Source organism: Paenibacillus sp. P36 (genome assembly GCF_045866505.1).
GTDB lineage: Bacteria > Bacillota > Bacilli > Paenibacillales > NBRC-103111 > Paenibacillus_E > Paenibacillus_E chondroitinus.
In genome coordinates, this window is record NZ_AP038372.1 from 4,750,561 (window position 1) to 4,767,902 (window position 17,342).

General features: G+C 42.9%; 16 protein-coding genes and 1 other annotated feature. Of the genes, 4 read left to right on the plus strand and 12 right to left on the minus strand.

Going from position 1 to position 17,342, the window contains the following annotated elements:
• Positions 1 to 7 precede the first annotated feature (7 nt).
• The 5 genes from ACKTT9_RS21360 to ACKTT9_RS21380 form a co-directional block, all read right to left on the minus strand.
• Complete coding sequence (locus ACKTT9_RS21360) at positions 8 to 847, minus strand: helix-turn-helix transcriptional regulator (protein WP_407867523.1); 840 nt, start codon at positions 845 to 847, stop codon at positions 8 to 10.
• 51 nt (positions 848 to 898) lie between these two features.
• Positions 899 to 2,575, minus strand: a complete 1,677-nt coding sequence (locus ACKTT9_RS21365; protein WP_407867524.1) for a glutamine--tRNA ligase/YqeY domain fusion protein — start codon at positions 2,573 to 2,575, stop codon at positions 899 to 901.
• Positions 2,576 to 2,644: 69 nt separating this feature from the next.
• Positions 2,645 to 2,898 (minus strand) — a binding site (T-box leader).
• 96 nt (positions 2,899 to 2,994) lie between these two features.
• Positions 2,995 to 3,327, minus strand: a complete 333-nt coding sequence (locus tag ACKTT9_RS21370; protein ID WP_407867525.1) for an ArsR/SmtB family transcription factor — start codon at positions 3,325 to 3,327, stop codon at positions 2,995 to 2,997.
• A gap of 25 nt (positions 3,328 to 3,352) precedes the next feature.
• Positions 3,353 to 4,261: a hypothetical protein gene (locus ACKTT9_RS21375; protein ID WP_407867526.1), complete on the minus strand. Its 909-nt coding sequence runs from the start codon at positions 4,259 to 4,261 to the stop codon at positions 3,353 to 3,355.
• A 47-nt stretch (positions 4,262 to 4,308) separates the two neighbouring features.
• Positions 4,309 to 5,292, minus strand: a complete 984-nt coding sequence (locus ACKTT9_RS21380) for an SLAC1 anion channel family protein (RefSeq protein ID WP_407867527.1) — start codon at positions 5,290 to 5,292, stop codon at positions 4,309 to 4,311.
• A gap of 275 nt (positions 5,293 to 5,567) precedes the next feature.
• Between ACKTT9_RS21380 and ACKTT9_RS21385 the strand changes: the two genes are divergently transcribed.
• On the plus strand, positions 5,568 to 6,479 hold the full coding sequence (locus ACKTT9_RS21385; RefSeq protein ID WP_407867528.1) for a LysR family transcriptional regulator: 912 nt from the start codon (positions 5,568 to 5,570) through the stop codon (positions 6,477 to 6,479).
• Positions 6,480 to 6,535: 56 nt separating this feature from the next.
• Here the strand turns inward: ACKTT9_RS21385 and ACKTT9_RS21390 are convergent, their stop codons facing one another.
• From ACKTT9_RS21390 to ilvB, 3 genes are read right to left on the minus strand one after another with little or no spacing between them, the layout of a single operon-like run.
• Positions 6,536 to 6,736, minus strand: coding sequence for a hypothetical protein (locus ACKTT9_RS21390; protein ID WP_407867529.1), 201 nt, complete (start codon positions 6,734 to 6,736; stop codon positions 6,536 to 6,538).
• A complete protein-coding gene (ilvN, locus tag ACKTT9_RS21395) occupies positions 6,733 to 7,017 on the minus strand; it encodes an acetolactate synthase small subunit (protein WP_407867530.1) in 285 nt (94 codons plus the stop codon). The genes ACKTT9_RS21390 and ilvN overlap by 4 nt, the downstream gene beginning before the upstream one ends.
• A complete protein-coding gene (gene ilvB, locus ACKTT9_RS21400; protein ID WP_407867531.1) occupies positions 7,014 to 8,759 on the minus strand; it encodes a biosynthetic-type acetolactate synthase large subunit in 1,746 nt (581 codons plus the stop codon). Before ilvB ends, ilvN begins: the two co-directional genes overlap by 4 nt.
• 151 nt (positions 8,760 to 8,910) lie before the next feature.
• Between ilvB and ACKTT9_RS21405 the strand changes: the two genes are divergently transcribed.
• Entirely contained in the window at positions 8,911 to 9,819 is a 909-nt protein-coding gene (locus tag ACKTT9_RS21405; protein WP_407867532.1) for a LysR family transcriptional regulator, read from the plus strand.
• A gap of 54 nt (positions 9,820 to 9,873) precedes the next feature.
• On the opposite strand, the gene ACKTT9_RS21410 is transcribed toward ACKTT9_RS21405, so the two are convergent.
• Positions 9,874 to 10,713, minus strand: coding sequence for a phosphotransferase family protein (locus ACKTT9_RS21410; protein ID WP_407867533.1), 840 nt, complete (start codon positions 10,711 to 10,713; stop codon positions 9,874 to 9,876).
• 101 nt (positions 10,714 to 10,814) lie between these two features.
• On the opposite strand from ACKTT9_RS21410, the gene ACKTT9_RS21415 reads away from it, so the two are divergent.
• Positions 10,815 to 11,618 (plus strand): hypothetical protein, encoded by an 804-nt coding sequence (locus ACKTT9_RS21415; RefSeq protein WP_407867534.1) that lies wholly within the window; start codon positions 10,815 to 10,817, stop codon positions 11,616 to 11,618.
• Between the two features lie 11 nt (positions 11,619 to 11,629).
• Here the strand turns inward: ACKTT9_RS21415 and ACKTT9_RS21420 are convergent, their stop codons facing one another.
• From ACKTT9_RS21420 to ACKTT9_RS21430, 3 genes are all read right to left on the minus strand, one after another.
• Positions 11,630 to 12,202: a DinB family protein gene (locus ACKTT9_RS21420; protein ID WP_407867535.1), complete on the minus strand. Its 573-nt coding sequence runs from the start codon at positions 12,200 to 12,202 to the stop codon at positions 11,630 to 11,632.
• Positions 12,203 to 12,905: 703 nt separating this feature from the next.
• The gene (gene ppsA / locus ACKTT9_RS21425; RefSeq protein ID WP_407867536.1) at positions 12,906 to 15,509 is read right to left on the minus strand and encodes a phosphoenolpyruvate synthase; all 2,604 of its coding nucleotides are present in this window, start codon (positions 15,507 to 15,509) and stop codon (positions 12,906 to 12,908) included.
• A 219-nt stretch (positions 15,510 to 15,728) separates the two neighbouring features.
• Entirely contained in the window at positions 15,729 to 16,694 is a 966-nt protein-coding gene (locus ACKTT9_RS21430) for a zinc-binding alcohol dehydrogenase family protein (protein WP_407867537.1), read from the minus strand.
• A 166-nt stretch (positions 16,695 to 16,860) separates the two neighbouring features.
• On the opposite strand from ACKTT9_RS21430, the gene ACKTT9_RS21435 reads away from it, so the two are divergent.
• A complete protein-coding gene (locus tag ACKTT9_RS21435) occupies positions 16,861 to 17,292 on the plus strand; it encodes a MarR family winged helix-turn-helix transcriptional regulator (protein ID WP_407867538.1) in 432 nt (143 codons plus the stop codon).
• Positions 17,293 to 17,342: the final 50 nt, after the last annotated feature.

Genomic DNA, 17,342 nt, shown 5'->3' on the forward strand with positions numbered 1-17,342 from the left:
GTTGATCTTATAACACCGCATCAAGAAAATCCTTTAGTCTCTTCTCCGTTGGCGTACCCGTTATCGGTGTAAAAATGCAGAAATGTAGATCCGAGTCGGCATTCATGCTGACAAAGGAGTTGATTTCGAAGGCCAGCTCGCCCGCTCCAGGGTGGTTTAGATGGAATTGGCTCGTCTTTTTCAACTGGATATCATGCATGCGCCAAAGCGAGTCAAACTCAGCACTCTCAGTTGCCAAGCGATCAGCCGTTTCTTTAAACCAAACATCACCATCATTCCGTTCAAAATACGATCGAAAGACCGCTACGGAGTACCGCGCAAATTCGTCCCAATTCATCATCTGATTGCGAAAATAGGGGTCCATGAAAAAAATCCTCATAAGGACACGCTCTGGACTTGACATCGATGAAAAATCGGTAATGATCTCGCAAGCCGCTTGGTTCCAGGCGATGACTTCTGTTCTGTCATTCGCGACATAAGCGGGGAAAGCCATTTGGTCGATAATGCTTTGCCATTCAGGTTTTATACGTTCTTGTCTCTGAGGTGCAGGCGTGTTTTCTGGACTCCACAAACCAAGCAAATGCATCCTTTCATCCGAGGACAATTGCAGTGCTCTTCCAATGCTTTCTATAACTTCCCTGGAAGCCGTCACCTCTCGTCCTTGCTCCAGCCATGTGTAATAGGTTACGCTAACTCCTGCCAGAATTGCGACCTCTTCCCTCCGAAGTCCTGGTGTTCTCCTTCGTCCATATGAATGCTGAATCCCCGCTTGCTCGGGATGCAATCGCTCCCTTCTTGACTTCAGGTAGTCTCCCAAAACCTTCAGCCTGTTGTGATCAGCACCCATGCGATCCCTCCTCGATATTTAGAAGCACTCGGATCGGATGTCATTCTCTGTTCATCTCTCCTTTTTGCTCCAAGCATCTTTTAATGGTACAACACGGTTAAATACAAGTCTATCGCTGGTTTTGGCCTCCAGTGAAAAATAACCATGCCGTAGAAACTGGAATTTTTGTTCAGGCCGTGCTGTCTCAATGTAAGGTTCCATCCATGCATCCTGAATAGTAACCATCGAGTTAGGATTGATTAGTTTCATCCAATCTTCGCTGTCCTTCGGAACTTCCTGATCAAGCAGCAGCTTCTCATAGAGATGGATATCAGCCTTAACTGCGTGCTCGGTTGAAACCCAGTGGATCGTCCCTTTTACCTTACGCCCAGTAAACCCCGTACCGCTTTTGGTCTCCGGATCATAGGTGCAACGAAGTTCTGTAATTTCTCCCGAAGCTTGATCCTTTATAACTTCTTCGCAGCGAATGAAATAGGCTCCCTTCAACCTTACTTCAGTATGAAGACTTAGCCGGTGAAAACCCTTAGAGGGTACTTCCATGAAATCTTCGCGTTCGATATAAATGGTTTTACCGAAAGGAACCTCTCTTTTTCCAAGCTCCTCGTTTTCACTGTTGTTTTCAATCAACAACATTTCTTCGACATCTTCCGGATAGTTGGTAATGACCACCTTCAGGGGTTGCAGCACAGCCATAACCGTGACGGTCTTTTCTTTTAAATCCTGTCTCAGGCAATGATCCAGTAGAGATATGTCCACCGTGCTCTGAGTTCGAATGCTGCCAATTTCCTCAATAAAGGTGCGAATACTTTCTGGAGTAAAGCCTCTTCTGCGCAATCCTCGCAGGGTGGGAAGTCTGGGATCATCCCAACCATCCACATATCCCCCATCTACCAACTGCCTCAAAAACCGTTTACTAGTTACAACACCAGTTAAATTCAACCGGCCGAACTCCCTTTGCCGCGGAGGCTCAGAGATCTCCAACTCATTTAAGACCCACTCATATAAGGGCCTATGATCTTTGAATTCAATAGAACACAAAGAATAAGTAATACCTTCAATGGCATCTTGAATAGGATGAGCAAAATCGTACATGGGATAGATGCACCAGTCATCTCCCGTTCTATAATGCTTCGCATGAATAATACGATAAATAACAGGATCCCTTAAATTCAAATTGGATGAACGCATATCGATTTTGGCTCGAAGCACTTTTGATGAAGTCGGGAATTCGCCATTTTTCATTTTCACCAAAAGCTCTAAATTTTCCTCAATGGTCCGGTTTCTGTAAGGGCTATCTATGCCTGGTTCCGTCAATGTACCTCGATACGCGGTTACTTCCTCTGGCGTTAAATCACAGACATAGGCTTTCCCACGTTTGATCAAAGTAATAGCGGCGTTGTAGATCTCGTTCGAGTAGTCCGAACCATAATAGATATTTTCCCCAGGATCGTAACCAAGCCACTTGATGTCCTCTATAATTGCATTCACATACTTGATATCCTCCTTTAGAGGATTCGTGTCGTCAAAGCGTAAATGAAATGTCCCGTTAAACTTACGGGCTACTGTATAATTCGTGTGTATGGCATAGGCGCTTCCAATATGAAGATAGCCGTTGGGCTCAGGTGGAAATCTTGTGCACATCTCCCTGCCGAATGCTTTTTCACCAATTTCCTCATGAATTAACTTTAAGATAAAATTGTCCGTCAAATGCTCCTGCAAATTGTTCAATTGAGACTCCTCCTAATAAACGCAAAGTGGTTTAAAAATAAAAAAAACTTCACCTCCAAGACCTTCAGTCTTGAGGACGAAATTTTCGTGGTACCACCCCAGGTTCATTAATATGTCGCCATATTAACCTCTTCAAGTACGGCATTGCAGGCAATGCTTATACTCTAGCTCAATAACGGGAGCTCCCGTCATGCCACCCCCCTTGCAGGTTCCGACATGCTGCTCATAGACTTGTTTCGTGGAAAAGCTCTTTGCTCCTTCTCAGCTGCCGGAGCTCTCTGTGCAAGATCATTTTCCATTACTCTTCTAATCATCGCGTTCAATATTGACCTTATAATATCAAATGATTCCCTTTTTTGTAAACAGACATTCTACCCGTGAAATCCACTAAGCATACAATTTCTGTCACCATATAAACCCTATAGTTTCTTAGCTTGCATCCCCGCGGCAAAGTCCTCCAAAAAGTTATCGATAGCTCCCTCATTGCGTCGATAATAGGTCCATTGACCATAACGACGCGATTCCAACAATCCGATTTTCTGCATGGAGGACAAGTAGGTGGAGATAACGGACTGTGCAAGACCGGCTTTTTCCTGAATGTCCGCTACACAAACTCCCCCAGGAAATTCAACCTGAATCTCGCTGGGTAAATCTTTGTGCAGTTTGTCCGGTTCACTTAGCCAGCGGAGAATATTGAGCCGGGTTTCATTCGATAAAGCTTTGAGCACAGCGAGCATATCTTCATTTTTCATGACACGACACTCTCTTCTGGTTTGTTTATTCTTGTACGGCTTGCCTCTTTCTCAACTGTCGGTATGCCGCAGAAATACACATCAACACGCCTGTTGTGGCAAAAACACCTACTGGAAACCCCCAAGTCCCCCATGCCGGGAAGATGAGTGGCATCAGTGAGACACCAAAGGCAACTGGAACAGGTGCTTTAAACCATTTACAGAGAATGAGTGTAATTACAACATTGATAACACCAACCCAAATAATAGAGCCAGCCAATAAATGTAAGACCCCGACGGAAAGAATCGCCGTTGCCGTCAATACAGCTAAACGAGGCGGGATTAATTTCCAATTAAAACCATCTGTATGAAACACCTCAAATATGAGCGCAAATACCGGTGGAACCACAATCACTGTTAGATTCGTTACGAAAGCTAGTCCAATCCAGAGCGCTAAAATAATCGTGATGATGACCGTATCTGTTTTTTTACGAAACTTTTGTGGGCCATCAGGTAACTTTTCCGATTTTCTCATTCTAAAAGCGGCTAACATAATCATAAACGTAAATACAGCTGTTGTTGTTGCAAAAACATAGTCATGCAAGCCTAAAAAAATCGGCAGCAGTGTTGCAGGAATCGTCGGTCCAAAATTGACGCGAAATATGTGCATTAAAATGACAATAATCACAAGACCAAGCAATATTTTCGGCTGCGTATTTAGCGTCAAACCGTTCAATGCAGTGCCAATGAAAGCTCCTATGGTTGGAGCAAGCCACAGATGAACAGGCTTCTTAATCCAGTGAGCGACAGGAAAAACCATAACCCCCATCGCCATACCGGCAATTTCCGGAAACAGTATATCTCTCTGCTTCAGCACTACGGCAGCAGAAAGCATAAGAATAACTAACAGGTATGCTGACAAAAATCCTTTTGATCGTAGAGTATTCCAGATCATTTCTATCGTTCTCCTTTCGACAAATCCGATCAATGACATTTTTATTATTAGCCTTTTAGTAAATTCCCATTAAATAAAGCCTTCAGTGTGCGAATAAATAATACGAGCAGTACGATATTTAGCACGACCAGAATCACCGCGGAAACGGCAATTAACAGCCAGGAATTCACAAACATGGCATATTGCAAAGCGGCATTGCTAAGTGCTGCAAGCGGAAAGCTTACGCCCCACCAAGAAGCTCCAAACGGGATCGATTTTTTGAATACTTTGAAGAACAAAACGATAAACAAAAACAAACCAAAGTAATATAAAATGGACGCGAACTGATCAATTCGTTGCTCGAAGTTCACATACCCGAGAAAACCAACCTCGAACGGCGCAATCATAATAAGCATTGAGGGCGTTAAACCTGTATGCATAGGAGCATGGTGGATCAATCTGGATAAGATCATGGTAAGAAAAATCAGGGCAACAATTCCGCCAATCGCCAGCGAAATCAAATTAACTTCATGTGCCCATGGGAATGGCATTGATCCGCCGGCAACGGCAATATCAAGGGTCCCCACCCCAGGAATCAACCAAGCAGGCACCGCGTGACCATGCTCAATATTCCCGTTCAGCAAGCGTGTCACAATGATAAAACAAAGCACTAATGTCGTTACGGTCCCGATTACCCAAACCACTTGCCCTACGATATGACTGTAAGTACCTATTACGGAAGATAACAATAGAATAGCAATTGTGATCGTACCGAAAAAATTGCCCATAATGGGGTGCGTGAATTCGGCTTTGACTTTGTGCGGGTATAGAACCCATTTCGAAATATAAGCTATACTTAATAGGATAAATGCTAGAACTGCAATGATCCCAATTATATCAGCGATAAGAAGTGAAGCTCCAAATAGCTTACTTGCCTGTCTCCAAGCCAATGCCAGTCCTGATATTCCCATAACCGACGCAAATAGATTAACGGGTAAAAATTGAACGGAACCGATGCTTTTTTGTTTTTGTACGGCAGTTATGGTTTGCATGTAGAATAGTCACTACTTTCTAAAATTTAATTTCATCTCTTTTTTACCTATTAAAAGGTAGATGATTTGATGCCTGTTTCGTTGATCTTGCATTTTAAGGGTATCCGTTGTATAAATGATAAAATTACTCCTTCCTATAACTTAAGTAACATTATTGATGAATTGATGAAAAGGATCAATATGCAATCTTCTATTATTATCATTCGTTAAATGAATCATTTTCACATCGTACATACTAATAATGTCCAGATGAACATCAAAGTGAGGTAACCTAGATGGAGTTTCGACAACTCGAGTATTTCGCGGCCATTTGTGAAGAATTGCATTTCACAAGGGCTGCGGAGAAACTGGGTATGAGCCAGCCGACCCTTAGTCATCAAATTAAGATGCTGGAAGATGAGCTCGGAGTCCCCTTATTTGACCGGATCGGCAAAAAAATTGCCATAACCGAAGCAGGTCACATTCTTTTAAACGAATGCAAAGTCATATTTTCATCCTTGAAAAATGTCAAAGTGCAAATTATGGAGCTCCAAAAGGTCACAAGAGGAACTTTATCCATAGGTGCACTCCCCGGAGAGCTCACGCAGCTCGTTTCATCTTTGTTGATCAATTTTCACCAGATCTATCCTGAAGTACAGATCAAAATCGTTAATTTTGATGATGTTGTGGAAAGAGTCATACAAAATCAGATCGATCTGGCCATCACCATACTTCCTGTCGAAGATGATCGGGTTGTCAAATATCCTTTATACAAGGAAGATATTTATTTGACAGTTTCTAAGGATCATGCTCTGGCTGAGCAAGAAAGCATTAATTTTGACGAAATCAGCAAGCATCCGTTCATCATGTTTCCTCAAACGTACAAATGCCGGCAAATTATTGATCTAACGAGCAGCACTTCTGGCTTTCAAATTGAACCCATCATCGAGACGACCGCCATTGAAACCATTATAAGCCTTGTCAAAGCTGATGCCGGAGTCACTGCCTTGTCCAGAACGTACTTGAATTTGTATAACGATACGCAGTTAAAAGCCATAAAAATCGAAAATCCAACGTTGAGCAGAGAAATTGCCATCATCCACCATAAGGATAAATACCTAAGTCAAGCTGCCCGGTTATTCATGGACCTATTATCCAAGCATATTGTTGAATTAAAGCTCGCGGAAGAAATGATCGTATCAAATTAAGCGAAAAGGGGCCGCTAAGGGTGGTTCCTTATTCAAGTTTTCTTGGGTAAGTATCACTAAATAGAGGCTTGAGGAGCCGGCGCTTCAATAAAGCTCGCATTTTCACGTTCATATAATTTGTTTCCTATTTGTATTTCAATGTCATTATAGGCTTCAATAAGGCCTCCTCCGATCATTTTTCCCTCCTTCATAACCATGACATAGTGATTAAATAACCTAGCATTCTCAAACTCCGTATCATGTTGAAGTGTTTTCATGCTTGATCTACCTCCATTATCTCTGATGAACGGGCTGATGCTGTATCAGCTAATTCATCAATTTGTATAACGTCGATGAGTTTGTTTAACTGCTTTTGAATTTGCTCAAACGTGTGATCATCCCCCGACGTCACAATGATCATGCGTGACAATTCAGGATCTTCTGTTTGACCTACAGCGAGACTCTCAATGTTATAGCCGCGACGTCCGAATAATCCCGCAACTCTCTGTAGAACGCCCGGATGATTGTTTACAAGTACTGAAAGCGTGTGTCGTTTCATTTTTCGTCCCCCATGATCATTTCGTCTATCGTACCGCCTGGGACAACCATCGGATAAACATTCTCTTCTTGATTCACCACAAAATCAATGAGTACAGGGCCTTGAATAGCCATCGCTTTTTTCCACACTTCGCGAGCCTCTTCTTTATTGGTTGCCCTGAGTCCAGTAACTCCATATGCTTCCGCTAATTTTACGAAGTCCGGACTACCAGAGAGCTCCATATGACTAAACCGATTATCGTAAATGATTTCTTGCCATTGCCTGATCATGCCTAGAACTTGATTATTCAGAATGACGATCTTCACGGGTATGTTATGCGTTGCACAAATTGCAAGCTCTTGTGTGCACATCTGAATCCCTCCGTCACCGTTGACGGAAACCACGAGTCGCTCGGGGTTGCCCACTTGTGCCCCTATCGCGGACGGTAAGCCAAACCCCATTGTCCCTAAACCACCTGAGGTAATCAGGGAACGCGGGTGTTTAAATTTATAAAATTGAGCGGCCCACATTTGATGCTGGCCGACATCCGTCGTAACAATTGCTTCACCATCGCTGGTTTCACTGATCATTTCAATAACGAATTGTGGTTTTAAAGTTGTTTCAGAATCTGTGTAGCGAAGCGGAAACTCTCTTTTGTTTTCCTGGATTTCAGTCAACCAAGTCTCTGATTTGGCCGGTTTCGCCTGAATGTTTGCCTGGTGTAGTACCGATTTTACATCACCGATACAAGGGATCGCCGTTTGCATGATTTTCCCGATTTCTGCAGGATCGATATCGATATGTGCGATTACTTTCGCCTTTGGAGCAAATCCGCTAGTTTTCATCGTGACTCTGTCGTCAAAACGTGCGCCAATGCTAATAAGCAGATCGCAATTTTGCAAGGCTTTATTCGCAGTGTATGTTCCATGCATACCCGGCATACCCATCCATAATTCATGTGCACTTGGGAAGGCTCCCAGTCCAAGTAACGTTGTTGTAACTGGGATTCGGGTTTTCTCTACAAATTCGAGCAGCTCCTTGGAAGCATCCGAATAGATAACGCCTCCGCCGGCCAGAATAACAGGACGCTCCGCTTTTTCAATCGCCATGAGCAGTTTTTCGATTTGCGTTTGAGTTGGCTGAACATATGGCTGGTATCCGCGAATTTCAGGCATGTCTAATGGATATTGAAAATCCATTTGTTGACTCGTTACGTCTTTCGGAATATCGATCAAGACCGGACCTTTTCTTCCAGTAGAAGCAATATAAAAGGCTTCATGCAAAATTTTCGGCAGCTCATTCACGTCACGAACTAAAAAGTTATGTTTTGAAATCGGCATGGTGATTCCCGTAATATCCGCTTCCTGAAATGCATCCGTACCAAGTAAAGCTGTAGACACATTGCCTGTAATCACAACTAATGGAACAGAATCCATATTCGCGGTGGCAATTCCCGTAACCAGATTCGTCGCCCCAGGTCCCGATGTTGCAAAACAAACCCCAACTTTTCCTGTAGCACGTGCATAACCGTCCGCTGCATGAATAGCCCCTTGCTCATGGCGGGTTAAAATATGTTTTAATTCCGGGAGATCGTGAAAGACATCGTAAATGTTCAGGACGCTTCCTCCAGGAATCCCAAAGACACACTCCACACCTTCAATAAGCAAACTTCTGACAATCGCCTCTGAACCTGTCACCCTATCGTTCTTCAAAAGCTTGGCAAACCTTTCTTTCTCTGCATGCAGCCCTTCAATCGTCTTCATCCTATCTCCCTCCCATTTTCCCTCCAACAATAAAACTTGTAATCCGTTTGCGTTGCTTAGACGTTATGTTATCATAGGCTCATCTATTTCAGTTATGGAAAGATTCAATATCTGTTATTTCGAAACCTGATAACTAAGGAGAGGTCCACCTATGATTGACTTGCTTGAGGGGAGATTTTTCAAGACATTTATTGCTGTGATGGAGGAAAAAAGCTTTAATCGTGCCTCAGAGAAATTAGGATATGTGCAATCTACAGTTACCAACCATATTCAATTACTTGAGCGGGCATGTGGTCAGAAACTTTTTTACCGCTTATCTAGAGGAGTAAAGCCAACGGAAGCAGGCCTAAAACTGGCTAAGTTTGCTCATCAATTTGTACATTTAGGGCTGACATTAGAGGAAGCCATGAATGAATCAACTCAACCCAAAGGAACCATCCACCTAAGTATGCATGAGTCTTTTTTTGTGACCAGAATGGCTTCGCTCATCGAGAAATTTCGCCTTGATTATCCAATGGTTAAATTTAAGCTGGAAACAGGCTACCATCAAGATGTGATTGACGATGTTTCTCAGCATGTTGTTGATTTTGGCATTGTACCTCGTGATCCTGGGCGAGAAGACGTAATTTTTTACCCTATGCTGCAGGAAGAATTGATTTTTATTGCCTCACACGAATTGACGGGGAAAGTGGAAACGGATGGTTTAAACGTGTTAAACCATGAAGCCGTGATCAGCTTCGGTAACAGTTGCTTATATCATACACATGCCAACATGATCTTAGAGGAGACTGGGGTTGAGACAAGTGGGGCAATCCAATATCCTAGTATCGAAATGATAAAAAAAGCTGTGAAGTGTGGAATTGGTTTTGCCCTGATTCCAAAAATAGCAGCCGAAAAAGAGTTAGAGCAAGGGGACTTCCAATCGTTGCCCTTGCCCACCGGGATTTTTTCCACCCATGGCATTATTGTAAATAAAGATAGGGAATTAAATTTCCCAGCCCAAATGTTCAAGTCATTCGTGCTGGATAGTTATTCTAATGAGACCATTTCTGAAGATTGATCATCTTTGACTGTGTATAGGAAAAGGCTGCCGGTCCTGTGCCGACAGCCTTTCTTAGGAGGTATATAAAATATTTCGTATCATAGATACAAGCTTTGCAACTTGTTCTTCGGCCAATGCTCCCGATGAGATGGAACGAGCAGCAGCCGGTATGTACCAGGCTCGTATTTCTTGCTCAGTAAGCCCCGATAACTTACAGTACTCATCTATAAAAATGTTAAGGGCGACTTGTCGTGAAGTCTCAAAGAAATCTTTGACAGCAGTTGGGGTTGCTGGCGGCAATACAGCAAATTCAATCATTACACAAACCTCCGCAACATCCGCGGCGGGATTTCCGATGGATGCATGCATCCAGTCGACCATATACATTTTATTGTTTTTTATGATGACATTCCCTGGGTTCGTATCGCCATGACAGAATTGCTGTTTTACAGGTAACTGGTCCATGTAGGTATGGATCGCACATAATTCGTCGTTAGTAAACACGGCAGGATGACCAATTATTGATTGTAAGTGCTTAATTTGTTCGGTAACTATGCCTGTGACTGTGACCTGATGAATATCATTCAGAACCGCCGCTAGTTTTCGCAGATCATGATTGGGTTCGTGAAAATCAAGCGGTCGAAGAGCATACAGTTGCTCAAAAATACGATGCAAAAGCGTTTCTCCTTCGATCTTTTCGAAAACGATACCGTGCCTTCCTTCCCAGCTGACTTGTTCAAAGGGACGGGCTGTTGGAAGACCATTCTCCCAGGCAATGGAGCAATTCCGATATTCACGTTGAACGGCTCCTGCTTGCGTGTCCGAATGAAAAAGCTTGACCACTTTATTGCTGTCCATCCATTCGTAGACTTCACAACTCGAACCCAATCCGATCCTTTTACCAAGCAACATCAAGCATCTCCCTCATCCTTATATACATCTATTGCTAGTTCATGATATTGTTGGGACATATTATTGAGACAAACATAGAAGAATTCAATAAGGAGTACCTAGTGAACCTTTCGAGAATCTCTCAATTGTTATTAACAAAATTCAATCGTTTTCACATGATGCTTTTGGCCTTTGCAATTTTGCTTGTTTCATTCATTAGTTACTATCAAAAGGATTTCAACCTACCTCATCATTATCATTATGAAAAGCAAAAAGCTTCTAACGGTGTCGTCTTACATACAATGCGAACTACTCCGGATAATATTCGACTTCAAGCCATCGATACGAATGTAACGAAGACTCCGTTCTATGGTATTAACGGGGGATTTTTCTGGGAAGGGGCTTTGTTGAGCATCGCGGTTATTAACGATCAACCTCTGAAAGGATCACCAGGTGATTACGGCTCTGGCTGGTACAACACGGGTATTGACACGAATTTAAAACGTGGAACACTCGTTTGGGATGACATCACGAAACACTTCTCGATTCAAGTAGTCACACATGCCGGCGAATTGTCCGTCACAGATAAGCTTCATTATTGGGCCCAAGGTGGCGTTAGTATGAGACTTAACGATCCTTTAGGTTGGGAGAACGATATGATTCTAGAGGAGATGCCAGCTTATGACGAAAGTCGTATGCGTTCGGCCATTGTTTATGACAGCCAAGAAAACGTGTACATGATTGTTACCCCTACCAATTGTACAATTGCAGAGTTCCGCGCAGCCATTCTCGAAAAATTAGGCGACCGAAGATTAGTAGACGGCATCTATTTGGATGGTGACGGTTCTTCTCAAATGCAGTGCCGCTATGTCCGGTTGAAAGGTGATCAACGTCAAGTTTATCAGATGCTTACGCTGCTTCAATGAGATATCCTGTTCTATTCAGCAATCTTGAATCTACTATACTCATCTCTTACACTTTCCATTTGAGCAATATGACGTTTGGCATGCTGACATAGGAAATAAATATACTGGTAAACATCAATCTTTCCGAGATTGTTTACTGACATTGTCGTTTTATATAAAATGCCTTCTCCATTCGGGATTTCTTTAAGTATCTCTTTGCACTCATTCATCTGCTCTTCCATTATTCTTTTTATTTCGGATACTGATTTATCGCCAACGGGTTCCATATGTTCGGGTCGTATCCAAACAAATGATTTATGTTTATCAATCAGATCAAGTTCCCCTAAATTGTATTCGTAAATAGAAACTGCATGATCTAGATTTATCGGTATTGCAAGATCTAGAGCTTTTTTCTTTCCTTTACGAATCAAAATTAATAGGAAATAGTTAGTTAAAGTGACATGCTCTAAAATTTGTTCTATACTCCAACCAACCTTAGGTCGAAACCTAAGCAAATCTGAATGAACATCAAACCAAGAATAATAATCATTTAATGTTCTTGTAAGTTCAAGATCGATGTTATGAATGGCTTTCTTTACTGTCACTGTCTCTCCTCCAAAGTACTACGTTTTTTCTCATCCATATTGCACTAAATAAGTAGCAAATTGAAGTAACGATGAACAAATTAAAGAAGCTGGGTGTCATAGCTAAATATAGACTTATAGGAAGTGACCAGATGAATGCTATGAACATTATGATTCGATTTCTAATTATTGAACCTATCAACGCTAAACATGCAGGGGCTAAGAGAAAAAAACCTGATCTCAGTAAAACATTATTACTTACTTGCCCAGAATTGTACGGGTTATAAAAGACAAAAATCAGCCAAAGCGCTATCGATCCTAACGACGCGAGTATGCCCAAATGTGTCGCGTACTTCATCCTTGTCCTCCCTTCAAAATAGGAGCTAATTACTCAACATATTACCACATAATGGAACAGAATGGAGTACATGAATACACGCTTCTACCCCAATTTTCAAATGAAAGGGAACTGGTGTCCTCTATTTTACATAAAACAAGCTGTTCCCCCTTACGAGCGGAACTACAGGGACTTATTTGTCCTCCAAGGCACGATTCCCCAGAGAAATCGGAAAATAGCGAACTGTAGTTCCCCTACAAAAAGAAAACGTACATTTTCACGCAAATAAGGGATCCTAGTTCCCCTCAAGCCCTAAATTGGCATAGAATCAAAAAAAGGACGGTCAAAATGACCGCCCTTCTCTCCCCGACTATTCGCATACAGCTATCACAGTATTTCAATATACCCTTCTGTCCCATGCACACGGATGCGCTGCCCATCTTTTATCAGCTTGGTCGCATCTTCTACGCCGACAACGGCCGGCAAGCCATATTCCCGCGCGATAACAGCGCCATGAGTCATCAGTCCCCCAACTTCGGTGACTAGTCCTTTTATAGATACGAACAAGGGTGTCCAGCCAGGATCAGTAAAGGAAGTAACCAGAATATCCCCCTCTTCAAGATTAGCCTCTTCCATGTTTAAAATGACACGCGCTCTGCCTTCGATAACTCCGGAAGAAACAGGTAGACCTACAATGGCATTGGCTGGCAGATTTTCACGTTTATACTCACCTGCAATGATTTCACCATCAGACGTCATGACACGCGGAGGAGTGAGTTTTTCAAAAAATTTGTAATCGTCCTTCCGTTTGCTGATGATCGAATAATCCAGTTCATTCGTGCGGACGACCTCGTGAAGTTCTTGAAAAGTAAGATAATAGATATCTTCTTTTTCTCGGATAAAATTAGCTTGTACGAGCCGTTCAGCCTCTCGCAGTAAAGCCAGCTTATATACGAAGTAGCGACTAATCATCCCGTATTTGGGGTACTCACGATAACCGATGAAATTTCGGATTAGGCTGATCATTCGCTTAGTCTCTTCGACTTTTTCTTCCCCATCCGGTAATTGTTTCAGACGATCTATTAGCTCTTTCTCTTTTTCCAAAGCTTCCTGTCTCCCTTGCTCAAATTTACGAGAGGCAGCATTCGGTTCAAAATTTTTGATATTCCCGAGAATCAAAGGGACAAGCATACTTGGCTTTTCACTCCAACGCGTTCTCGTCACATCGATTTCTCCGGCGCATCGCATTCCGTATTTATGAAGATAAGATGAGATAGCGTCACGGACTTCCTGCCCACCATTAAATTTAACAAGCTCATCCAAAAAGTTATCCTCTTTTACCCGTTGTAAATAGTCAATGACTTCCGGATAAGGCCGAATGACATCCGCGACATCCATGAGCGCCAAACCCATTTCCGAAGTAATATTGTTTGCTACAGACTGTGAAAGCGTATCTGCAACATTCTTTTCGCCAAACCACTCGTTCATTTTTTCATTGATCCTTGATGAAGCATTCATAGCTGCCATAAAAACAGCCGAACTTTGTGGGTCAAATAAAACCTTCTTTAATTCCTGAAAATCTTCCAGAATAAAATCAAGTAAAGCCACGCCTGATTTCGATTGGATGTTTTCTTTTAACGCGCTTATCGACGTTTGATTTTTTGTAATCAATTCTGAAACGATTGATGGTTCGAAATCGACTTGTGACGGTGATGGTATAACTTTGTTGTTGTTAGCAGGAGTCTGATTTTTTTCTTCTTCAGGAGCCAATTTAATGAAATCACGGTTAATAATCGTCGTTAGCGCGTCTTTAATGAGCGGATCCGAGGGTCCGAGCACATTAATCAAGTGATCTCTTCGAGAAGGTGAAGCCAGATGATTGGTGACATCAACAAACAATCTCCCACCTGCTCTACGCATGGGTGCTGGCGTCGTTAGCAAGTAAAAAGACAATCCCAATGGTTTGATGGGATCGGTCATCATTTGTTGATGCCCGACGGATAAATAAACGTGATTCTCTTCATCATCCGCTTCAGGAATCGGGAATAAGGTTGTGATTGGTCGACTCTGGACAATATAAAATGTACCGTCAGCCAAACACCACTCGATATCTTGTGGAAAACCGAAATAGGCCTCAATTTGTCTTCCGATGCGCGCCAATTGCAATATTTGTGGTTCAGTAAGGGTTTGTGCCTTTTGCTGATCGGGATCGATTGTTCGTGTATCTGTCCCGCCTTCTTTTCGACCATAGATAGCCAATTTTTTGGTTGAGATCCGCTTATCGACGATTTCGTCCTCTTGTACTTTATAACTATCGGCAGATACCAAGCCCGAGACCAACGCTTCGCCAAGCCCAAAACTGGCATCGATGGATAGCTGCTTTCGGTTAGAAGTTATTGGATCAGCCGTAAATAAAATTCCAGAAGCCTGCGGAAAGACCATCCGCTGAATGATAACAGATAAATAAACTTGGCTGTGATCAAATCCATTTTGCATACGGTAGATGACCGCGCGGTCCGTAAATAAGGAGGCCCAACATTTACTGATATGCAGCAAGATGGCTTCCTTGCCGATAATATTTAAGTAGGTATCTTGTTGACCGGCAAAAGAGGCATGTGGTAAATCTTCAGCAGTCGCACTGGAACGCACCGCATAGGCATGCTCTTCGCCAAACTTGGCAAGATAATGAGCGACTTCTTTCTCTACATCACTTGATATCTCCACTTCTATAATAAGTTGTCGGATCTTTCTGCTGATCTCACTTATTTGATCTCGATCTCCAACTTTCAGCGTGTTTAGGCGATCAACCAAAGCATGATAAGACTCGGTTTTCTCAATCGCTTGTTGATATCCCACAGTTGTCACGCAAAATCCTTCTGGTACTTGTATGCCTTGAATTTTGGATAGTTCCCCTAAATTTAAACCTTTTCCGCCAACAAGCGTAAGCTGTGTTTTCTCCATTTCCTGAAAACCGAGAACGAAAGAACTCATTCTACATCTCTCCTAACCATTAAATTGAGAAAACATTTGACAAGGGATTGACGCCATGGTACACTTAGAGTGTAAGGTGAATTATCTATGACCTAAAATCAAATAAAAAACATTCGTGTTCCGATTATAACATCGTGAGCGTCTATATGCAATACAGAAGAACCTGATATTTTATCAGGTTCTTTTTTGATCTTCCTTAGCTGCTTAAAGGCCCTCCACCTACTTCGAAGGTATACATACTACCCGCTGCCCGGCATAAGCAGAATCGTTCCATACATCTTCAATTTTGGAAAGCGGCACTGATACCGAGTTCACTTTAAGTTTGCCTGCCGCAATAACGTCGATTAAAGCTGGCAGCTCGGCCACATAACCTGAGGTTGAGACTGATCCTTGGCCGCTGCCCAACAGAGAAAAGTTGGCTGATCGCAGCGCGACGGAAGGCACAGCAGCCGTAGGTCCTGCAATGGACCCAATCTGAATCCATGACAATGCCCGGCTTCGATCCGATCTATTTTTAAGCAAGGGGTACATCGCAAGCTCTGCCGGCTTTCCCCACAAATAGTCGATGACGACGTCGACTTCAGAGGCAATCTCCCCTAGTCGCTCAGCAGCTTCCTCCGGATCGTCCGCAAGGGAAACTGTCGCGTCTGCTCCCAGATCCTTTAGACCATTAAGGCGATTCTCATCTCGCCCAGCACCGATCACCTGGCTGGCGCCAAGAAGCTTAGCGATCTGCACAGCCATCTGTCCAGAATTCCCCGTTGCACCAAGAACCAGAACCTTTTGTCCCTGCTGAAAATCAATTCTACGACGCATAGCTACCCATGATGACATGGCTGGATTCATTGCTGCAGCAATCAGGATAGGATCGACACCTTCCGGCAAGGCTACACTTCGACGAGGGTCAATGACGGCCTTTTCTGCAAACGTCCCTACGGCTGAGTCAGGTGCAACAAAATAGATGGATTGACCATTAGCCATACGTCCAACGCCATCGATGCCAGGAACTAACGGCAGCTTATCGGAACTTGTATAGTGGGAACCATTAGCTTGTGATCGCACGCGGGGGTGTAAACCTGCAGCAATCACATCTATAAGAACCTCATTTTTTTCAGATGGTACGGGAGTATCGAAAATTTCATATTTCGGAGCAGTATCGAACGAACGCACAACAGCAGCATGCATAGTAAAACCTCCATTCACGTTCACATAAATTTAGTTTGTCACACAAACTAATATAGCTCGTCTGGCATGCAAAATCAACATCTTTTATGATAAAATACAAGATGAATTCACAGCCGCATCAGCTGATAGTCCTTTTAATCTTGTACATTTTTGGAGTGAAATAATAATGAATAATGACCCAACAACTCATACGATTGATCCATCGTTCCTTGATGGACTGGTACAACTCTCTTTCACCGTTCACTCTATTCTTGGCCAAGTCGGAGCAGAGCATGATCTTTCAATCATACAAATTCGCTTGCTTGGCATCCTGCGGGATCGAGAACCTAGCATGATGCAGCTAGCCCAGTACCTTAATCTTGATAAATCCAGCATTACTGGTCTAATCGATCGCGCTGAACGCCGAGGGCTTGTCCAACGGACAATTTCTCCGGTCGACCGACGTGGATTTCATGTAAGTGTAACTCCTGCCGGTAAGCAACTTATTCAAGTAGCGAGTCAGGAGATTAAGAATCAAATCCTTGCCATCACCGCAAATCTAACCCAAGCTGAACGTTCGCAGCTTACCGCTCTTGCCAACAAAATTCTAAATCATTAATTTGTCATAAAAAATAGCCGCGATTCGCGGCTATTTTTGACATTCTATTT